Source organism: Kiloniella litopenaei (assembly GCF_000982415.1).
In the GTDB taxonomy this organism is placed as follows: Bacteria; Pseudomonadota; Alphaproteobacteria; order Kiloniellales; family Kiloniellaceae; genus Kiloniella; species Kiloniella litopenaei.
Genome location: NZ_LANI01000006.1, coordinates 16524 through 33391, shown reverse-complemented (window position 1 = coordinate 33391; position 16868 = coordinate 16524). Strand labels below are relative to the sequence as shown.

Genomic DNA, 16868 nt, shown 5'->3' with positions numbered 1-16868 from the left:
TACCTTCAGTGTCTGTGGTTATGGAAAGGCTGGCAATTGCCAGTCTTCTCTTTGTAAAAATTCGGAAGAAGAAACATGGCATCTAATAAAAATCTATTGATTCTCCCCGGGGATGGAATCGGTCCTGAAGTAATGCGCGAAGTGCGTCGCGTTGTGGATTGGATGGACAAGCGTCGCGCAGTGACCTTTGATATTGACGAAGATCTGGTCGGTGGTTCCGCGATTGACAAACACGGTGTTCCCCTGGCTGATGAAACAATGGATAAGGCCATGGAAGCCGATGCGGTTCTTCTAGGTGCTGTTGGCGGCCCTCAGTGGGATAATCTGGATTTTTCCATCAAGCCGGAACGCGGCCTGCTGCGTCTGCGTAAAGAGATGGAACTTTTTGCCAACCTGCGCCCGGCTCTTTGCTTTGACGCGCTTGTGGATGCTTCTTCCCTAAAACCAGAACTTATTGCTGGCCTCGACATCATGATCGTGCGCGAACTGACCGGCGGTGTCTATTTCGGTGAGCCGCGTGGCATCGAAGACATCGGCAATGGTGAACGTCGTGGTATCAACACGCAAGTTTACACGACTTCTGAAATCCGTCGCGTAACAGAGGTTGCTTTTGATCTCGCCCGCAAGCGTGACAGCCGCGTTTGTTCTGTCGAAAAAGCCAATGTTATGGAAGCTGGTCTTCTATGGCGTGAAGAAGTGACCAAGATGCACGGTGAAGGTTTCGATGATATCGAGCTGTCTCACATGTATGCAGATAACTGTTCCATGCAGTTGGTTCGCGCGCCAAAACAGTTTGACGTAATTCTCACTGATAACCTCTTCGGAGATATGCTGTCTGATACTGCGGCGATGCTGACCGGATCTCTTGGTATGCTACCATCCGCATCTCTTGGTGCGACAGACGAGACGGGTCGCCGTAAAGCCATGTACGAGCCCGTACATGGCTCAGCACCGGATATCGCGGGTGAGAACAAAGCGAACCCGTTGGCAACACTTCTCTCCTTTGCCATGACATTGCGTTACTCCTTTGATATGGGGGACGAAGCCGATCTGATTGAAAATGGTGTTAACAAGGTTCTGGCATCTGGTAAGCGTACTGGCGACATCATGGCCGATGGTTGTGAAATCGTCTCTACCGAAGGTATGGGCGATGCACTGTTGCGTGCATTGGACGAGCAGGCTGCTTAAGGTTCAGTTTTAAAAAAAACGTCTTTATTCTAAGGGCTGTGAGAATTCACTCACAGCCCTTTTTGTTGGGCGAAAATCAAATAGGGCGGCATTTTTAGATGTAGTCAGGCAAACCATATAATTGAACAGGTTTGTTTGTCTTTATGCTAGTTAGTTGTGAGGCATAAAAAGAAGCTAAAATTTTGTTAACAAAGCAATTTTTATATGATAATGACTCTCATTCTCATATAAAAATCTTAAAATAGAGTTTCAAAATGCCTACTAGAATACAGTCAACAGCAGGGTTTTCCCGGGCTGTTAAAATGCTTGTGCTGGTTTCAACCACATCACTTTCATCAACATCTCTTTTTGCGCAGGAAGTCCTTTCGGTGAACCCCGGCGGGGACAACAAATGGGGCGCCCATCTTGAAATAGAAGGTAAATACGGAACAGATCGTCATATTGGTGAAAGCACTGTTTTTGTTCCGATTTATCAGACGGGCAAAGGGTTATTATTTCTGGATGCGCGTGGAAAAATGGACAACAACAAATCCCGCGAAGTGAATCTTGGTTTGGGGTATCGCCATATAATCGACGATGAGTGGATACTCGGCGGGTATGGATTCTATGACCGTCGCAAGTCGCCAGAAGGAAATAGCTTTAACCAGATGACTTTTGGAGCAGAGCTTTTATCAGAGGATTTTGATCTTCGGGCAAACGGTTACCTGCCCTTTGGGGATACTATTAAAACCTCAGCCCAACATGACAGCGTCCAGTTAAGTGGTAGTTCAATTACCATGAAAGAAGGGCAAGAGCGGGCCATGAAGGGGTTTGATGCTGAAGTTGGGCATACCCTGCCTTGGTTGAATTTAACGCATGATGGTTCTGATGAGTTCAGGGTTTATCTTGGCGGTTATCATTTCTGGGAAGATGAAATTGATAGTGTAACCGGGCCACGACTACGGGCTGAATATCGTCTCAATGATGTCTTTATGGCGGGGACACGGATAAGCCTGAATGGGGAGGTGCAAAAAGACAGTCCACGTGGGAAACAGGGGTTTCTGGGGATAAAGTTCAGAATTCCTTTGCAAGCAGAAGTGGCTAAAAACCGTAAGAATCTCTCAAAAATTGAACGTCGTATGACCGAAACGGTGGTGCGGGATATTGATGTGGTTGCCCAAGCAGGAAGTTTTGGTGAAGAGATGCCCGCGATTGACATGGAAACAGGGGAAAAGTTGGTAAACCTAAATGTCATAGAGGGCAAATCTGGTGCTGAGCTTAAGGGTGCTATTGAAACCGCCTCTACTACTCAGGTTACTTTCGTCAACGGGCAGGGGCAGACATTGAATGTCGGTGACACGATTAATTTGCAGGATGGACAAACTGTTAGGGGGCAATTCAGGGTTAAGCACCCGACCACCGGGCGAGAGATGAGCTTTGGGAATACTCATATCCATGGCACGGATGAAACCAAGAACGTGTTTGAGATGAATGATAACTCGACCTTGTCAAACTTAACCGTTTCAGGCGGGTATCATGGAATTCATTCTGATGGAAAAAATAATGTACGTGTTGAGAAGGTTTCTATAGCGAATACGAGCCAGTCCGGTCTCAACTTTGAAAATGGTACTGGCCTTACAGTATCCAATCTCCGGATAAACAACCTTGATTTTGAAAATGCAGACGGATTTTCCAATGGAAATCCCAATGCCTCTGTCACGGCTGTGGGTGTCCGCCTCGTGAGTTCTTCAGACATAAAAATTGATAATTATCAAGCTGATTACTTGGGGATGGGTTTGTTTTCCAATGATGTTAATGATCTGACTGTTACCAACGCGGATATATCCAACACAAGTAAAGAGGGGATGGTTCACCACTATCTGCATGATGCTACGTTTGATCGTGTAAACATTGATCGCACAGGTTCTGATGGTGCAGCTTTTGTTGTGTCTGCTGGTGTAAATTATACTAATTCATCACTGACTAACCTTGGGGCGCATAGTAGCCTGGGCATGAGAAGCGGTATAAATATCAGTGGTTTTAGCAGTGATAGCTCTGTTGTCGTTGGGGCCACCGAAAACAAGAATTACCATTTTGACAATTTGACTATTCGGAATGCGACAAACAGTGGCATGATGATTCAGGAAATTAAGGATTCTTCATTTAATAATATTGATATAGCCAATGTTGATATCATTGGAATTCAGCTGATGCGTATGATGCGTGATGTTGAGAATTTGACCTTTGACAACGTCTCTATTGACAATGCATCCAATGCCGGTTTCTGGATGATGGGTGACTTCAGTGATATTACTGCGAATATAACCACAACCAATACGGCAACGCCTTGTGGACGGTCAAAGTGGATGCCTGTCAACCTTACTCAAAATGGGGGACAGCAATTGATCGTTAACGGTTCTGTCATTACCCCGGCTGATGTGGAAACATCTTGTTTGGATGCTTCAAACTTCTAGAGCTTGTCGTGTTATTTTCTCACTCTTGTCCTAGCTTATCCTGGGCAACAAATAGAATCCAAAAAATTCATTGTTGACCGAAGTGATAAAGCTGATTACGTTTACGCCCGAGTTAAATCCCGAGTGGAATAGAGTTTATGTATAATAACGTTGCACATATGGCCCCGCGCGCTGCACACACTACGAAGTCTCTTCGTCGTGCGATTGCTGCTGCGCGTCCAGTTGCAACAACTACATGGACAACGATTACCACCACTGCGTCTGTCAAAACCATGAAGGTTAAGATGGACGGCAGTAGGTAAGCCCTCTCGGGAATAAAGGCTGATAAAAGGGCCGTCCCATTGAGGGGCGGCCCTTTTTCTTTAGGGCTTCTGTCACCATTCAAAGGTGGTGATAACGAGAAGATTTTTGAAACGGTCCTTTGGGCCAGTAAATGAAAGAGCATAGGCTAAAGCCATGGGTCACAAGATTGCAGTAATGGGCGCAACAGGCGCTGTAGGTCGTGAAGTTTTAACAACTCTGTCTGAACGTGGGTTCGATATCAACGATATCACCGTTCTTGCTTCCAGCCGTTCTACCGGTACTAAAGTTTCTTACGGCGAAGAAGGCGAATTGACCGTTCAAAATCTTGCTGACTTTGATTTTAATGGTATCGATATTGTTCTGTCATCTCCCGGTGGGGCCGTGTCCGCTGAATATTCGCCAAAAGCTGCTGCGGCTGGTGCTGTTGTGATCGACAACACATCTCATTTCCGTATGGATCCGGATGTTCCCTTGATCGTGCCGGAAGTGAACCCGGAAGCATTGGCTGGGTATAAAAAGCGTAACATCATTGCCAACCCGAACTGTTCAACCATTCAGATGGTTCACGTTTTGAAGCCATTGCACGAGCTTGGTTTGATCAAGCGTGTGGTTGTGTCGACATATCAGGCGGTATCTGGTTCGGGTAAAGATGCCATGGACGAACTGTTCAATCAGACACGCGGGATCTTTGTGAATGATCCGGTGAAAAAAGAGTGCTTTACCAAGCAGATCGCTTTTAACGTTATTCCGCATATCGACGTTTTCATGGAGGACGGCTACACCAAAGAAGAGTGGAAGATGATGGTCGAGACTAAAAAGATTCTCGATCCAAAAATCAAGGTAACAGCCACTTGTGTGCGTGTACCTGTTTTCATCGGCCATTCCGAAGCTGTGTCCATCGAGTTCGAAAAGGAAGTCACTGTTGAACAGGCTCGTGAAGCACTGAAAGATACGCCGGGAATTTCCGTGATCGATTATCGTCAGGACGAAGGTTATGTCACACCACAAGAAGCGCAGGGCGAAGACCCGACTTTTGTGAGCCGTATTCGTGTTGATCCAACCGTTGAAAACGGTCTGAGTTTGTGGATTGTCGCTGACAATCTACGTAAGGGCGCGGCCCTTAACGCAGTTCAGATTGCTGAACTGCTTATTAAGGATCATCTCAGCTAAGCTGAGGTATTCCTTAATACCTCCTCTGTCGTACTTGCCGGGCTCGGAAATTTATTTCCGAGCCCTTTTTTTGTATTTCTTGGTGCTCGGAAATTTATTTCTGAGCCCTCTTTTTATGGTCGTTGGTGCTTGGAAATTTACTTCCGAACTTTTTTTGCACTCATGGTATCTATGAGTGTTTGAGGGGTATGCTCAGCCCTGCATTTCTGGCGCAATTTTGTTGAGAGAAGACCGTTCTATCAATTTATGGAGAGCAGACTTTTCTTCATAATGTGTTGAGGTCCGGCAGGGCCATCTTTTTTGAGGTCCCCAGTATCTATAAAACCACCGAATTCATATAGTCGTTTGGCATGGCTGTTTCGGCAATTTACCGTTAGGAAAACGGTGTTGGCCCGGGGATAGTTTTTTCTTAGAAAAGGCGCTAGAGACGACATGAATTCTTTTCCATGGCCTTTGCCCTGGTGGCGATGGTCTATGAAAACCTCGTGCAGTTCCAATTGATTTTGGCGAGCGTCGATTTGGAAGAAGCCAATGATATGTCCAGATATTTCCATAACATAACTGTCTCTGTCCATGTTTGTCAGCGACAGTGTGATTGGATCAATAAAGTCTGATTGATCCTTACTAACCTTCAATGAGGATACGGTGATTTGATCGCCTTGCTGATAGTTACGGATAAGCATTATCAACTCTGTATATGCAAATAAACCGAACTATTGCACTGATCAGTATCTCCTTCAAGATACTACACAATGGAGATCATTTTCTTTGTTCAGAGCCGGATAGTTAGATCCTCTCTGATTATCTATGAGCAGGTAGGATAATTCACATGTGTTACTTATAATTCTCTTGACATAATTAGACTTCAGTACAAAATTAGACTGTAGTCTAAAAATATAGTGTGAGTTATACCTTTGTCCAAAGCTTCTCGTCCTAAATCGCGTGATTTAATTATGGATGCTATGGAAAGCATCTTGAATCAGAGCAGTTTCGAGGCCGCTACGGTTGATGCGGTTATTGAAAGATCCGGTGTTGCCCGAGGAACCTTCTATTATAACTTCCCGAGTAAGAATGCGGTTATCCATGCCCTGGCCCGCCGTGCCGCGCAGCCAATGATACTGACCGCAAGAGACAGGTTGTCAAACAAAGCACCGCTATCAGAAATTTTGACTGACATTGCAGGGGGAATTGCAGACTGGAACCAGCAACATCCCAAACTGGGGCGCGCAGTCTTAAGCAGTATCTATGATGATCGTGGCGTACCTGTGTCGCCGGACCCGAATAATCCGGGATCTTTCCGCAGTTTTCTTGCTGAAGTCTTTCATGAGAGCCAGCAAAGGGGCGAAATTCGCCAAGATATTCCGGCGATGAATTTATCGTTGATGTTTATCGGTATGATTTATCAGGGGCTGTTTGGTTGGTTCATGCGACCAGAGGCCGTTGATTTGACGGTTTGGGCGCAACAATCAGCATCGCTTTTTCTTGAGGGAGTTAAACTATGAGTGGTTTTATCTTGTCGATGGAAGAAGCCTTTGACCGCGGAGCTGATATTGTCGGGGGGAAAAACTGGGGCCTTGCACGACTTGATCGCTATGGATTTAAGATCCCCAAAACTCTGGCGCTGACAAATGCATTGTATTTGGAAGTGATTGAAGCTGTTGTGCCGGAAAGCTTGCGGGCGGATTTGGAATTAAAGTCGGACGATCCAGTTTTGATCGGGCAGGTATATGAAATCATTGTCAAATCAGATCTGCCGGAAATGTTTATTACGGAACTGAATACAAGCCTTGCAAAGCATAACCTGCAGAATTCGGATCTTGCCGTTCGCTCATCTGCTGTTGGCGAAGACGGAAGCTCTGCATCCTTTGCGGGTCAGCATCAATCCGTCCTCTCCATTACCGGAGTTGATGCGCTTATCATTGCAATTAAACAGTGCTTTGCGTCTCTATGGACGCCTTCGGCCGTGGCTTACCGTCAGCACATGGGGTTTGATATATTTGGCGTGTCCATGGCCATTACTCTGTGTGAAATGGTGGGAGAGAGAACCGAGCCAAGAACCAAAGGTCAAACGAAAGCCGGTGTTGCCTTTACAGTCGATCCAGTTACGGGGCGACGTGATATCATGGTTGTCGAGGCTGTCACTGGATTGGCTGATGAACTGGTCAATGGTCAGGTACAGGGATGCCGTTATGAGATATTCCGTGAAGATTTGACGGCATCTCTTGTTAAGAATGGCCCCTTAAGTGATCGTCAACTAGAGTTACTGGCTAATCAGCTATCGCGCCTTCATTGGACTATGGGGGATGGAGATACCGCTTACGATACAGAATGGGTTTTTGATGGTGATGATTTGTATTTTGTCCAGGCGCGTCCCGTTACTGTTATTCCGCATCTAACATTTCCGAAACTTGCATCCGACCCTGTTATCTGGAGCAACGCTAACTTCAAGGAAGTCCTTGCCGAAATACCTTGTCCCATGAGCTGGAGCTTTATTGAAACAGCTATCCCGGAAATGTTGCACATCATCCCAAACTGCACGGGATATCAGGTCCCCAAAGGGCTGCATACCATCAAGCGGATCAAGGGACGGTGTTATGCCAATCTGTCAGAGCTGCAATGGCTTTGGTATGACGGTTATGGGCAAAGCCCGGATGATTCCAATAAAAATCTTGGCGGGCATCAACCTGCTATTGCTTTACCCGAAAAGGAAAGCTGGTTTGTGAAGCTAAAGCGTATTTGGCGTGGAATCCGGGTTATGTCACTCTTGAGCGGTGCAGAAAAGAAGTTGGAAGAAGCAAGTGCAGATATATTTGAACGAGTTCGCTCTTTCCGAAAAAATGACTTGAGAGATTGGAAAGACGAGGAGCTGACCGATAATCTGTGGCGTTGGGTGGAAGATACAAAAAACTTCATGCCTGATTTTGCAAAAGGTGCGAATTATTGTGGCATCAAGCTTTTCCTTTTTGATCAACAAGTCAGTAAGCTGAAAACCGAGGCGGACCGTATGCTTGCCTATGCGCTTTTGAGCGGGGGTGGGCAGATGGATAGTGCTGAACATGCTATTTCACTACGCACTATTGCAGAGATGGCAAGGAATGACCCCAAGGCTACCATTATTTTGGAAAGTAATGATTTGCCTGCCAAGGTTGGTGATAGTGCTTTTGAAACGGCATTGCGGCGGTATCTGGATCTTTATGGGCACCGCGGTGTTGGTGAACTGGACATGCGTTACCCGCGGTGGAGCGAAGCACCGAGATTTCTGTTTGAGCAAATTAAGTTCCTGATGCATCAGGAAAAAGAGCTTGCAGGTCGATCTGCGATTGATCATGAACTCCGGCAGATGTTGGATGCTTTACCGGGCCGACAACGCAAGGCATTAGTTGCTGCGGCAGAACAGGCGCGTGCTGGGATGGCGTTACGTGAACGGGTTAAATCAGCAATTGTTGCCTTCATGGAGCCTGTTCGTCGACTGGTTTTGGAGAAAGGGCGACGTATGGCTTTGGAGGGGCATATCCAAACAGCTGATGATCTGTGTTGGATTACGTTTCAGGAATTTTCGGCCTTTATTGACGGAGTGTGGAGCGGTAAGGGTCTTGATTATTTGATCGAAGCTCGACGTGCGCAATACGATCAATGGGTAAAAGAAACAGTTTCCGACGTTTATACCGAAGAACCCGGGCAGCAGCCAGTTCAACAAATTGTTGAGCGGTTGACCGGAAATGAATTATTGGGTTTTGGGGCTTTCCCCGGTCAGTATCAAGGTACTGCCAGAGTTCTGAGGTCGCCTGAGAAGGGGCAGGGGATGATGCAGGGAGATATCATGGTTGCTCCCTTTACAGACCCATCTTGGACGCCACTGTTTTTAAGAGCTGGCGCACTTGTTATGGAGATTGGTGGTGCTATGTCTCATGGTGTTATTGTTGCGCGTGAACTTGGCCTCCCAACCGTGGTTAACATTCCCGGCGCGCTGGAATGGGTTGAAGATGGAGAGTTGTTAGAGGTTGACGGAAGCTTGGGGCGCATAGCCAAAAAGGCTGCGTAAACCTGTCTGATACGGATAAGTGCGGTTTTTGACCTTGGCTTGATCAGCAGGGGCCAAAATGCTGTAAATACTCTGTTGTTGTGATGCCGAGATTTCGCAGGAAACTCCTGCGCATTTTTTGAAGATCGCCAAAGCCGCATAAATTTGCGACCTGTTTCATTGAAACGCCTTTGGCAAGAAGAATTCTGGCCTGATTAAGCCGGGTTAACTCGACAAATTGAACAGGGGATGCCCCCAAAGTTTGATTGAAACGCCGATCAAGTGTACGCGGCGTCATGTTTGCTTCTTTTGAGAGCTCGGATAGTGTCCAGTTACGGCAGAGGTCAGTGCTGATCTTATCCACAAGTTGCAACAGTTTTGGTTCAAGACGCTTTTGTGCTTCAAGAAGGTCAGAAAATTGTTTCTGTCCGCCGTTTCTGCGAAGATAGACAACCAGTTCCTGGGCGACATCCAGTGAGTTAGATATGCCATGATCTTCTTCAATAATTGCCATTGCCAGGTCAATGCCAGTGGATACACCTGCTGAGGTATAAATCTGATCTGATTTTGTGTAGATGGTGTTAAGTTTCCAGTTCACGTTGGGGAAACGTTCTTTTGCCATCTGTTCCCGTGACCAGTGTGTCGTGGCTTCCCGACCATCCAAAACACCAGAAGCTGCCAGGATTAGCGCACCGGAACAGATAGAAATCAGCCGGCGGTCTTTATTACCGGTATGAAACTCTCTGAGTAGCTTCAGCAAAGTTTCATTTTCAAGAAGTTGGTCAACGCCAATACCGCCCGGGATTAACAGGTCTGAATGAGGGGTTAGATCTGTGATTTTACCGTGAGGCAGGACTACCATTCCACATGAAGTGGTTATGGATTTGCCGTCGAGTGAGAGAAAGCGATGTGTGTAAAGGGGAAGTGCATGGGGTGGTACTTCCGTACTATTGCGGATCTTTTCTTTTTCTTGAATAGATGTCTTGACCATTGTCTCTGGTCCAGAGGCACTATGAAAAGCTTGCACAGGGCCGCTTATATCGAGAAGATTTACATTCTCAAAAACCAAGACACCTATTTCCCGGTTTGTTTTCCTTGGTTTCAAAGTTTCCTGCGACCTTAAGGTGTCCATAAGTTTCAAAGTGCGCTCCTTTTTCTTCTGGTCAGTATTGCCTGAATAGATGATTTTGACAATATTTGACGCTTAAATAGCATTTTTGACAGGATTGGTTTGCGATAATATTAGGCTCAAATGTATGGCAACGATGCCAATCTGGGCTTGGGTGTATCTACTTGGGGTGTATCTAATAGAATGAGCAAAAGTGTGAATATGGCGGATCAAACACAAAAATTGAATTTTTCATTAATTCTATTTGGAAACGCAATCCTTGGGACGCCAATGCCTATGTTAATTATTTTGGGGGGCTTGGCGGGGGCTATGTTATCCCCGGCCAATGAACTTGCAATCCTTCCGGTGTCGGTTCAGATGTTGGCCGGAATGCTGACGGCAGCACCAATGTCTGTGTTCATGGGGAAGTATGGTCGAAAACTAGGATTTTTGCTTGGGGCTAGCACTGCAGCTGTGGGGGGAGCTTTAGGTGTTTACAGTCTGTTTTATGAAAATTTTTACACATTGTGCCTTGCGCATGCCGCAATGGGCAGTGCGCTAATTTGCTTTGGTTATTTTAGGTTTGCCGCCGCTGAAGTTGTTTCAGAAGCTTGGCGTCCCAAGGCAATCTCGTTCACCTTGGGGTCTGGCTTGGTTGCCGCTTTGTTAGGGCCAGAGGTCTTTGTTTACAGCAAAGATTTTTTCTCACCGATCCCTTTTGCGGGTGCCTATGGCGCAATTACAGCAATATCACTGATCGGAAGTTTTCCCATATTGGCGTTGGGGTTGCGAGAAACAGGTATTCATAATCAAGTGGATAAGAGCAAGGAAGTCGCACCTGTCGGCGAGGTTTTACGACGCCCAGCTGTCTTTACGGCGATTCTTTGTGCGGCTATCTCTTTTGGCGTCATGGTTCTTTTGATGGCGCCGACCCCCCTTGCGATGGTTGGGTGTGGCTTTACAGATGTGCAGGCCGGTGACGTAATCCGTTGGCATGTTATTGCCATGTTTGCGCCGAGTTTCTTTACGGGAAGCCTCATTTCCCGATTTGGTTCTGGGAAAATCATCTCTTGTGGCCTGCTGATGCTTTGCGTATCGGCGGCCATCGCGATTGCCGGCATCGAGCTTTCAAATTTTTATGTTTCGCTGATTTTGTTGGGCTTGGGATGGAACTTCGGGTTCATCGGGGCAACAAATATGCTCAATGAGAATTTGAACCCGGATGAAAGATCTGTTGTTCAAGGGGCAAACGATACCCTTATTGCCCTTGTTTCTACCTTGGCGTCCTTTGGGTCCGGGATACTGATTTCCAGCTTTAGTTGGATGGCAGTAGCTGTAACCGCAATACCATTGGTGTTAATCGCTTTTGCAGGGTTGATTTTTTTACGTCAACGCGTTCGATCTGTCGCATAGATCGTTATTGGTTAATGGGGGGTATCTGCGGAACTCTTATTTTAATTCGGGTAATTATTAGGTGTGTGAAAGGGGGGGGAGAAGAAATAAAAAGTCTTGTTTGTCTGTTTATTTGGTGGAACTATACAAAAAATGCTGCGGTGCACCATAAGTTGTGTGTGAGTTAATATGACAGCAAAACAAGACAGAGGAGCTAAAGATGGTTGCGGCCCAAAGACCAAGAAGATCTGTTCTTTACATGCCTGGTTCAAAATCCAGGGCTTTGGAAAAAGCGCGAAATCTTATGGCCGATGGGCTGATCTTTGATCTGGAAGATGCAGTTGCTGACGATAAAAAGGTCGAAGCACGCCAAATGGTTGTTCAGGCTCTGTCACAGGGGGGGTATGGCAAGCGCGAAATCATTGTTCGTGTGAATGGATTGGATAGCGAATGGGGGCTTGAGGATATCAAGGCGATTTCTGGTACAACGGCTGATGCAATTTTGCTTCCCAAGGTCGAAAACGAAGGGCAAGTACACAAACTGATCGATTTGATGAAGAAGTCGGGTGCGCCGGAAAGCATGTCTGTGATGTGTATGATGGAAACACCCTTGGGTATGCTCAATGCCAAAGAGATTGCGGCTTCATCCGAACGAATTTCATGTTTTGTGATGGGGACGTCTGATCTGGTTAAGGATTTGCAAGCGCAACATACCCCTGAACGCTTGCCCGTTATTACTTCCCTGGGATTATGTTTATTGGCGGCCAGAGCTTACGGCATCGGTATTGTTGATGGCGTTTGCCTGGATCTTAATGATGACGATGCCTTTTTAGAGGCGTGTAACCAAGGATTGGCCTTGGGTTTTGATGGTAAAACGCTCATCCACCCTAAAACGATATCAGCCGCAAATAAGGCATTTGGTCCTTCGAAAGAGGCTGTGGAAAAAGCGCGATCTATTGTAACTGCTTTTGAAGAGGCAAAAAAGCAGGGGCAAGGAGTTGTGGTGCTGGATGGTCACTTGATTGAAAACCTCCATGCTGATGAGGCCCGTAGATTGATCGTCTATGCAGAGGCGATTAACGCTTTGGAACAGGGCACATCATAAGGAGATGGGGAGGAAATTATGGGCGGTAAAAGTCATATGAAAAGTAAAACCCATGCAGGAAATTTTTTTGAAGATTTTTATCCGGGTATGGTGCTTACACACGCAACGCCCCGAACAATAACTTCTGGCGATCAAGCTCTATACACGGCACTTTATGGATCAAGGTTTGCCTTTTCGTCTTCTGATGAATTCGCGCGATCCCTTGGTTTTGATCGCGCTCCTATAGATGATTTTCTCGCGTTTCACATTGTTTTTGGAAAGACGGTTGCTGATATTTCGCTAAATGCTGTGGCTAATCTTGGCTATGCAGAAGGTGTTTTCGGGGTGCCACTGTATCCGGGCGATACGGTTTCGACGGTCAGTGAAGTGATCGGTGTGAAGGAAAATTCCAATGGGAAAACCGGTGTTGTTTATGTGCGGTCCACAGGACGTAATCAGCGCGGAGACATGGTGCTGGAATATGTACGCTGGGTTATGGTCCGAAAGCGGGAGGTTGAGGCACCAGCTCCCGAAGTTACTGTCCCTGATTTGAGCGGGGATGTTGCTGCAGGTTCTTTGTCTATTCCCACAGAACTTAATTTGACAGAGTATGATTATGCCTTGTCCGGATCTGCTCATAGGTGGGGCGATTACAGTGTTGGGGAACGGATTGCGCATGTTGATGGGGTGACCATCGAAGAGGCCGAGCATCAAATGGCGACCCGACTCTATCAGAACACGGCAAAGGTTCACTTCAACCAGCATACAGAATCCCAAGGGCGCTTTGGGCGACGCTTGATCTATGGCGGGCATATTATCTCACTTGCTCGTGCACTCTCTTTTAATGGTATGGAGAATGCGTTCAAGGTAGCTGCGATTAACGGAGGGACACATGTTGCCCCAACTTTTGCAGGCGATACGATCTATGCTTGGAGTGAGGTTCTGGAGAAGATTGAACTTCCTGAACGGGAAGATGTCGGTGCTTTGAGAGTCCGGTTGGTCGCGGCAAAAAACAACGGTTGCGAGGATTTCCCCTTAAAGGACAGCGAAGGGCGATATCAAGAAAACGTCGTTCTCGATTTTGATTACACAGTTCTGTTGCCTAAATAAAATCCCTTCGATAGTGGGACGTTGGGTCTGTTGGTATGTATTGTATCGAAACAATAAAGATTTAATGTATTCAATGATTTTTAGTGGAATATTCTGTGTACGGAATAATGTTGAGTGCACATGAAAATCTTCATTCAATTTTTCGTAATCAAGATAATTTTTTATTTGAGTATTTCTTTTTGCGTAATGATTGTTGCGGCGCAACAAAGGTGCGTAATGAAGTCTTAAGCTGATGTTAATAAGTAAAAGTCACTATCGTTGGTGGTGAAAATTACTTGTTTGTTGTTAGGTCGTTCTTTAGCGAGTTTTGGTCGCCTTGCATTGACTAATGCTGCATTGCGGTTTAACGTCGTCAAATCTTTGGGTTCTGCTAAATATAAGGCGCGCGAAGTTGAAAAGTGGAACCAGTGCGCAATATCGGGAAAGAAAACATGTCCAGGGGTAACAGACCTCTTTCACCTCATTTGCAGGTGTATCGTCCTCAATTAACTTCCGTACTCTCTATTCTATTCCGCATTATGGGCGTTGCTACGTCTGTGGGATCTATCGTTCTGATCTGGTGGCTTGCTGCAGCAGCAAGCGGCGTGGAATATTTTGAACTGGTACAATCCTTCTTGGGATCCTGGTTTGGCCGATTGCTTCTCTTCGGTTGGACCTTTGCTCTCGTGTTCCACCTTTGTAACGGCATTCGGCATCTCTTCTGGGATGCGGGTAAGGGCCTGGAGCTCGAAACTGCCTATGCATCGGGTAAGGCTGTGATTGTCTTCACAGTTATTATCACCTTGGGGCTTTGGGGCCTCGCCTATGTTGTAGGGGGAGCTTGATATGTCGCTTCGTACACCTTTGGGTCGTGCTCGTGGATTAGGGTCGGCAAAAGAAGGCTCTTCACACTGGTGGTCACAACGCTTGACCAGTTTGGCACTTGTTCCGCTTGTATTATGGTTTGTTTTTTCGGTTGCACTGATGACCGGGGCTGATCATGTACAGTTTTTGGAATGGGTACAGTCGCCAATAGTCGCCGGGTTGCTAATTCTATTGATCTCTGTTGGTTTGCTTCATTCGCAACAGGGAATGCAGGTCGTAATAGAAGATTATGTACATGGAGAGGCTAGTAAAGTTCTTTCCCTGTTCCTGAGTCTGTCGATCCATGTTGTCCTGGGCCTGACAGGTATTCTTTCAATTTTGATGATTCTATTCAGGGGCTAGGAAATAAACGATGAACACTGCTCCATCAAACAAAGCATATGAGTTTATTGACCACACATATGATGTGGTTGTTGTCGGGGCCGGTGGCGCAGGCTTGCGTGCGACGCTGGGCTTGGCAGAAGCAGGTCTGAAAACAGCTTGTGTTACCAAGGTTTTCCCAACGCGTAGTCACACTGTTGCTGCCCAGGGGGGGATTTCTGCTTCTCTTGGGAATATGGGCGAAGATGACTGGCGCTGGCACATGTACGATACTGTTAAGGGATCTGATTGGCTGGGTGATCAGGATTCAATCGAATACATGGTACGCGAAGCCGTTCCGGCGATTGTTGAGCTGGAACACTATGGGATGCCGTTTAGCCGTACAGAGGATGGCAAGATTTACCAACGTCCTTTCGGAGGCATGACAACCCGCTTTGGCGAGGGTATTGCGCAACGTACTTGTGCCGCAGCCGACCGTACAGGCCATGCGATGCTACATACATTGTATCAGCAGAGTTTGCGCCGTCACGCAGAGTTCTTTATCGAATACTTTGCCATTGATCTGATCATGGAAAACGGTGAGTGCCGTGGTGTCGTGGCATGGAACCTTGACGACGGGACGATCCATCGCTTCCGTGCGCAGAAAGTTATCTTGGCGACTGGTGGTTATGGACGTGCGTATTTCTCATGCACCGGGGCGCACACCTGTACTGGTGATGGTAACGGTATGGCGTTACGTGCTGGTCTGGATTGTCAGGATATGGAATTTGTTCAGTTCCACCCCACGGGTATCTATGGCGCAGGTTGCCTGATTACAGAGGGTGTTCGTGGTGAAGGTGGTTATCTGACCAACTCTGAAGGCGAACGCTTCATGGAACGCTACGCGCCGAGTGCGAAAGACCTCGCTTCTCGTGATGTTGTAAGTCGTGCCATGACGATGGAAATTCGCGATGGTCGCGGTGTTGGATCTGGCAATGACCATATCCACCTGCACATTGAGCATCTGGATCCTGATCTGATTGCCGAACGCCTGCCGGGTATTGCTGAATCAGCAAGTATTTTTGCCGGTGTTGATGTGTCGAAAGAACCTATTCCTGTGATCCCGACATGTCATTACAACATGGGCGGCGTTCCTTGTAAGTACACAGGTGATGTTGTCACCAGTAAGAACGGTGATCCAAATACAGAGGTTCCCGGTTTGATGGCCATTGGTGAGGCCGCCTGTGTATCCGTACATGGCGCGAACCGTCTGGGGTCGAACTCACTGCTTGATCTGGTTGTCTTTGGCCGAGGTGCTGCCCTTCATTGTATTGATACATTGAAGCCAGGGGCTTCACAGGCACCACTTCCTGCTGATGCCGGGGATAACTCACTCGCACGCTTGGATAAGGCACGTTATGCCAAGGGATCCATGAAGACATCCGAAGTACGTCTGGAAATGCAAAAAGCAATGCAGAACCATGCGGCTGTGTTCAGAACTGGCGAGAGCCTGAAAGAAGGTATTGATCTTCTGGGATCAATCTGGACCAAGCGCGATGATATCAATGTTACGGATCGTTCCTTGATCTGGAACTCGGATCTGGTTGAGGCTTTGGAGCTTGATAATCTGATGTATCAATCACGTGTCACCATGGCCGGTGCCGCAAATCGTGAGGAAAGTCGCGGGGCGCAAGCCCGTGAAGATTTCCCGGATCGAGATGATGAAAATTGGATGAAGCACACACTGGCCAAGTGTGATGAAGACGGGAATGTTACTTTTGATTACCGCCCGGTTAATCTGGAGCCGTTAACTGATGAAGTGCAATCCTTCCCACCAAAAGCCCGCGTTTACTAAGTGGCTAAAGGGAAAGCGTC

General features: G+C 46.9%; 14 protein-coding genes. 12 read left to right on the top strand and 2 right to left on the bottom strand.

Going from position 1 to position 16868, the window contains the following annotated elements; all coding sequences use genetic code 11:
- Nucleotides 1–75: 75 nt before the first annotated feature.
- The 4 genes from leuB (at nt 76) to WH95_RS09850 (ending at nt 5114) form a co-directional block, all read left to right on the top strand.
- A complete protein-coding gene (leuB, locus tag WH95_RS09860; RefSeq protein ID WP_046506329.1) occupies nt 76–1188 on the top strand; it encodes a 3-isopropylmalate dehydrogenase in 1113 nt (370 codons plus the stop codon).
- Nucleotides 1189–1442: 254 nt separating this feature from the next.
- Nucleotides 1443–3641 carry an inverse autotransporter beta domain-containing protein gene (locus WH95_RS20555; protein WP_082114089.1) on the top strand — a complete coding sequence of 733 codons (2199 nt, stop codon included), beginning with the start codon at nt 1443–1445 and terminating at the stop codon, nt 3639–3641.
- A 137-nt stretch (nt 3642–3778) separates the two neighbouring features.
- Nucleotides 3779–3943, top strand: a complete 165-nt coding sequence (locus tag WH95_RS21275) for a hypothetical protein (protein ID WP_157845932.1) — start codon at nt 3779–3781, stop codon at nt 3941–3943.
- A gap of 154 nt (nt 3944–4097) precedes the next feature.
- Nucleotides 4098–5114 carry an aspartate-semialdehyde dehydrogenase gene (locus tag WH95_RS09850; RefSeq protein WP_046506325.1) on the top strand — a complete coding sequence of 339 codons (1017 nt, stop codon included), beginning with the start codon at nt 4098–4100 and terminating at the stop codon, nt 5112–5114.
- Nucleotides 5115–5353: 239 nt separating this feature from the next.
- On the opposite strand, the gene WH95_RS09845 is transcribed toward WH95_RS09850, so the two are convergent.
- On the bottom strand, nt 5354–5797 hold the full coding sequence (locus WH95_RS09845) for a GNAT family N-acetyltransferase (RefSeq protein WP_046506320.1): 444 nt from the start codon (nt 5795–5797) through the stop codon (nt 5354–5356).
- A gap of 231 nt (nt 5798–6028) precedes the next feature.
- Between WH95_RS09845 and WH95_RS09840 the strand changes: the two genes are divergently transcribed.
- Together WH95_RS09840 and WH95_RS09835 are read left to right on the top strand one after the other, a co-directional pair.
- Nucleotides 6029–6616, top strand: a complete 588-nt coding sequence (locus WH95_RS09840) for a TetR/AcrR family transcriptional regulator (RefSeq protein WP_082114088.1) — start codon at nt 6029–6031, stop codon at nt 6614–6616.
- Nucleotides 6613–9156 (top strand): PEP/pyruvate-binding domain-containing protein, encoded by a 2544-nt coding sequence (locus WH95_RS09835; protein ID WP_046506315.1) that lies wholly within the window; start codon nt 6613–6615, stop codon nt 9154–9156. The genes WH95_RS09840 and WH95_RS09835 overlap by 4 nt, the downstream gene beginning before the upstream one ends.
- Before the next feature lie 43 nt (nt 9157–9199).
- Here the strand turns inward: WH95_RS09835 and WH95_RS09830 are convergent, their stop codons facing one another.
- Complete coding sequence (locus WH95_RS09830) at nt 9200–10267, bottom strand: GlxA family transcriptional regulator (protein WP_052741919.1); 1068 nt, start codon at nt 10265–10267, stop codon at nt 9200–9202.
- Between the two features lie 267 nt (nt 10268–10534).
- On the opposite strand from WH95_RS09830, the gene WH95_RS09825 reads away from it, so the two are divergent.
- From WH95_RS09825 to sdhA, 6 genes are all read left to right on the top strand, one after another.
- Nucleotides 10535–11656: an MFS transporter gene (locus WH95_RS09825; protein WP_218044480.1), complete on the top strand. Its 1122-nt coding sequence runs from the start codon at nt 10535–10537 to the stop codon at nt 11654–11656.
- A 199-nt stretch (nt 11657–11855) separates the two neighbouring features.
- Entirely contained in the window at nt 11856–12740 is an 885-nt protein-coding gene (locus tag WH95_RS09820; RefSeq protein ID WP_046506312.1) for an HpcH/HpaI aldolase/citrate lyase family protein, read from the top strand.
- Nucleotides 12741–12758: 18 nt separating this feature from the next.
- A complete protein-coding gene (locus WH95_RS09815) occupies nt 12759–13829 on the top strand; it encodes a MaoC family dehydratase (RefSeq protein WP_245622959.1) in 1071 nt (356 codons plus the stop codon).
- Nucleotides 13830–14260: 431 nt separating this feature from the next.
- Nucleotides 14261–14653, top strand: coding sequence for a succinate dehydrogenase, cytochrome b556 subunit (gene sdhC, locus WH95_RS09810; protein WP_046506310.1), 393 nt, complete (start codon nt 14261–14263; stop codon nt 14651–14653).
- Between the two features lies 1 nt (nt 14654).
- The gene (gene sdhD, locus WH95_RS09805) at nt 14655–15035 is read left to right on the top strand and encodes a succinate dehydrogenase, hydrophobic membrane anchor protein (RefSeq protein ID WP_046506308.1); all 381 of its coding nucleotides are present in this window, start codon (nt 14655–14657) and stop codon (nt 15033–15035) included.
- Nucleotides 15036–15045: 10 nt separating this feature from the next.
- Nucleotides 15046–16848: a succinate dehydrogenase flavoprotein subunit gene (gene sdhA / locus WH95_RS09800; protein ID WP_046506305.1), complete on the top strand. Its 1803-nt coding sequence runs from the start codon at nt 15046–15048 to the stop codon at nt 16846–16848.
- Nucleotides 16849–16868: the final 20 nt, after the last annotated feature.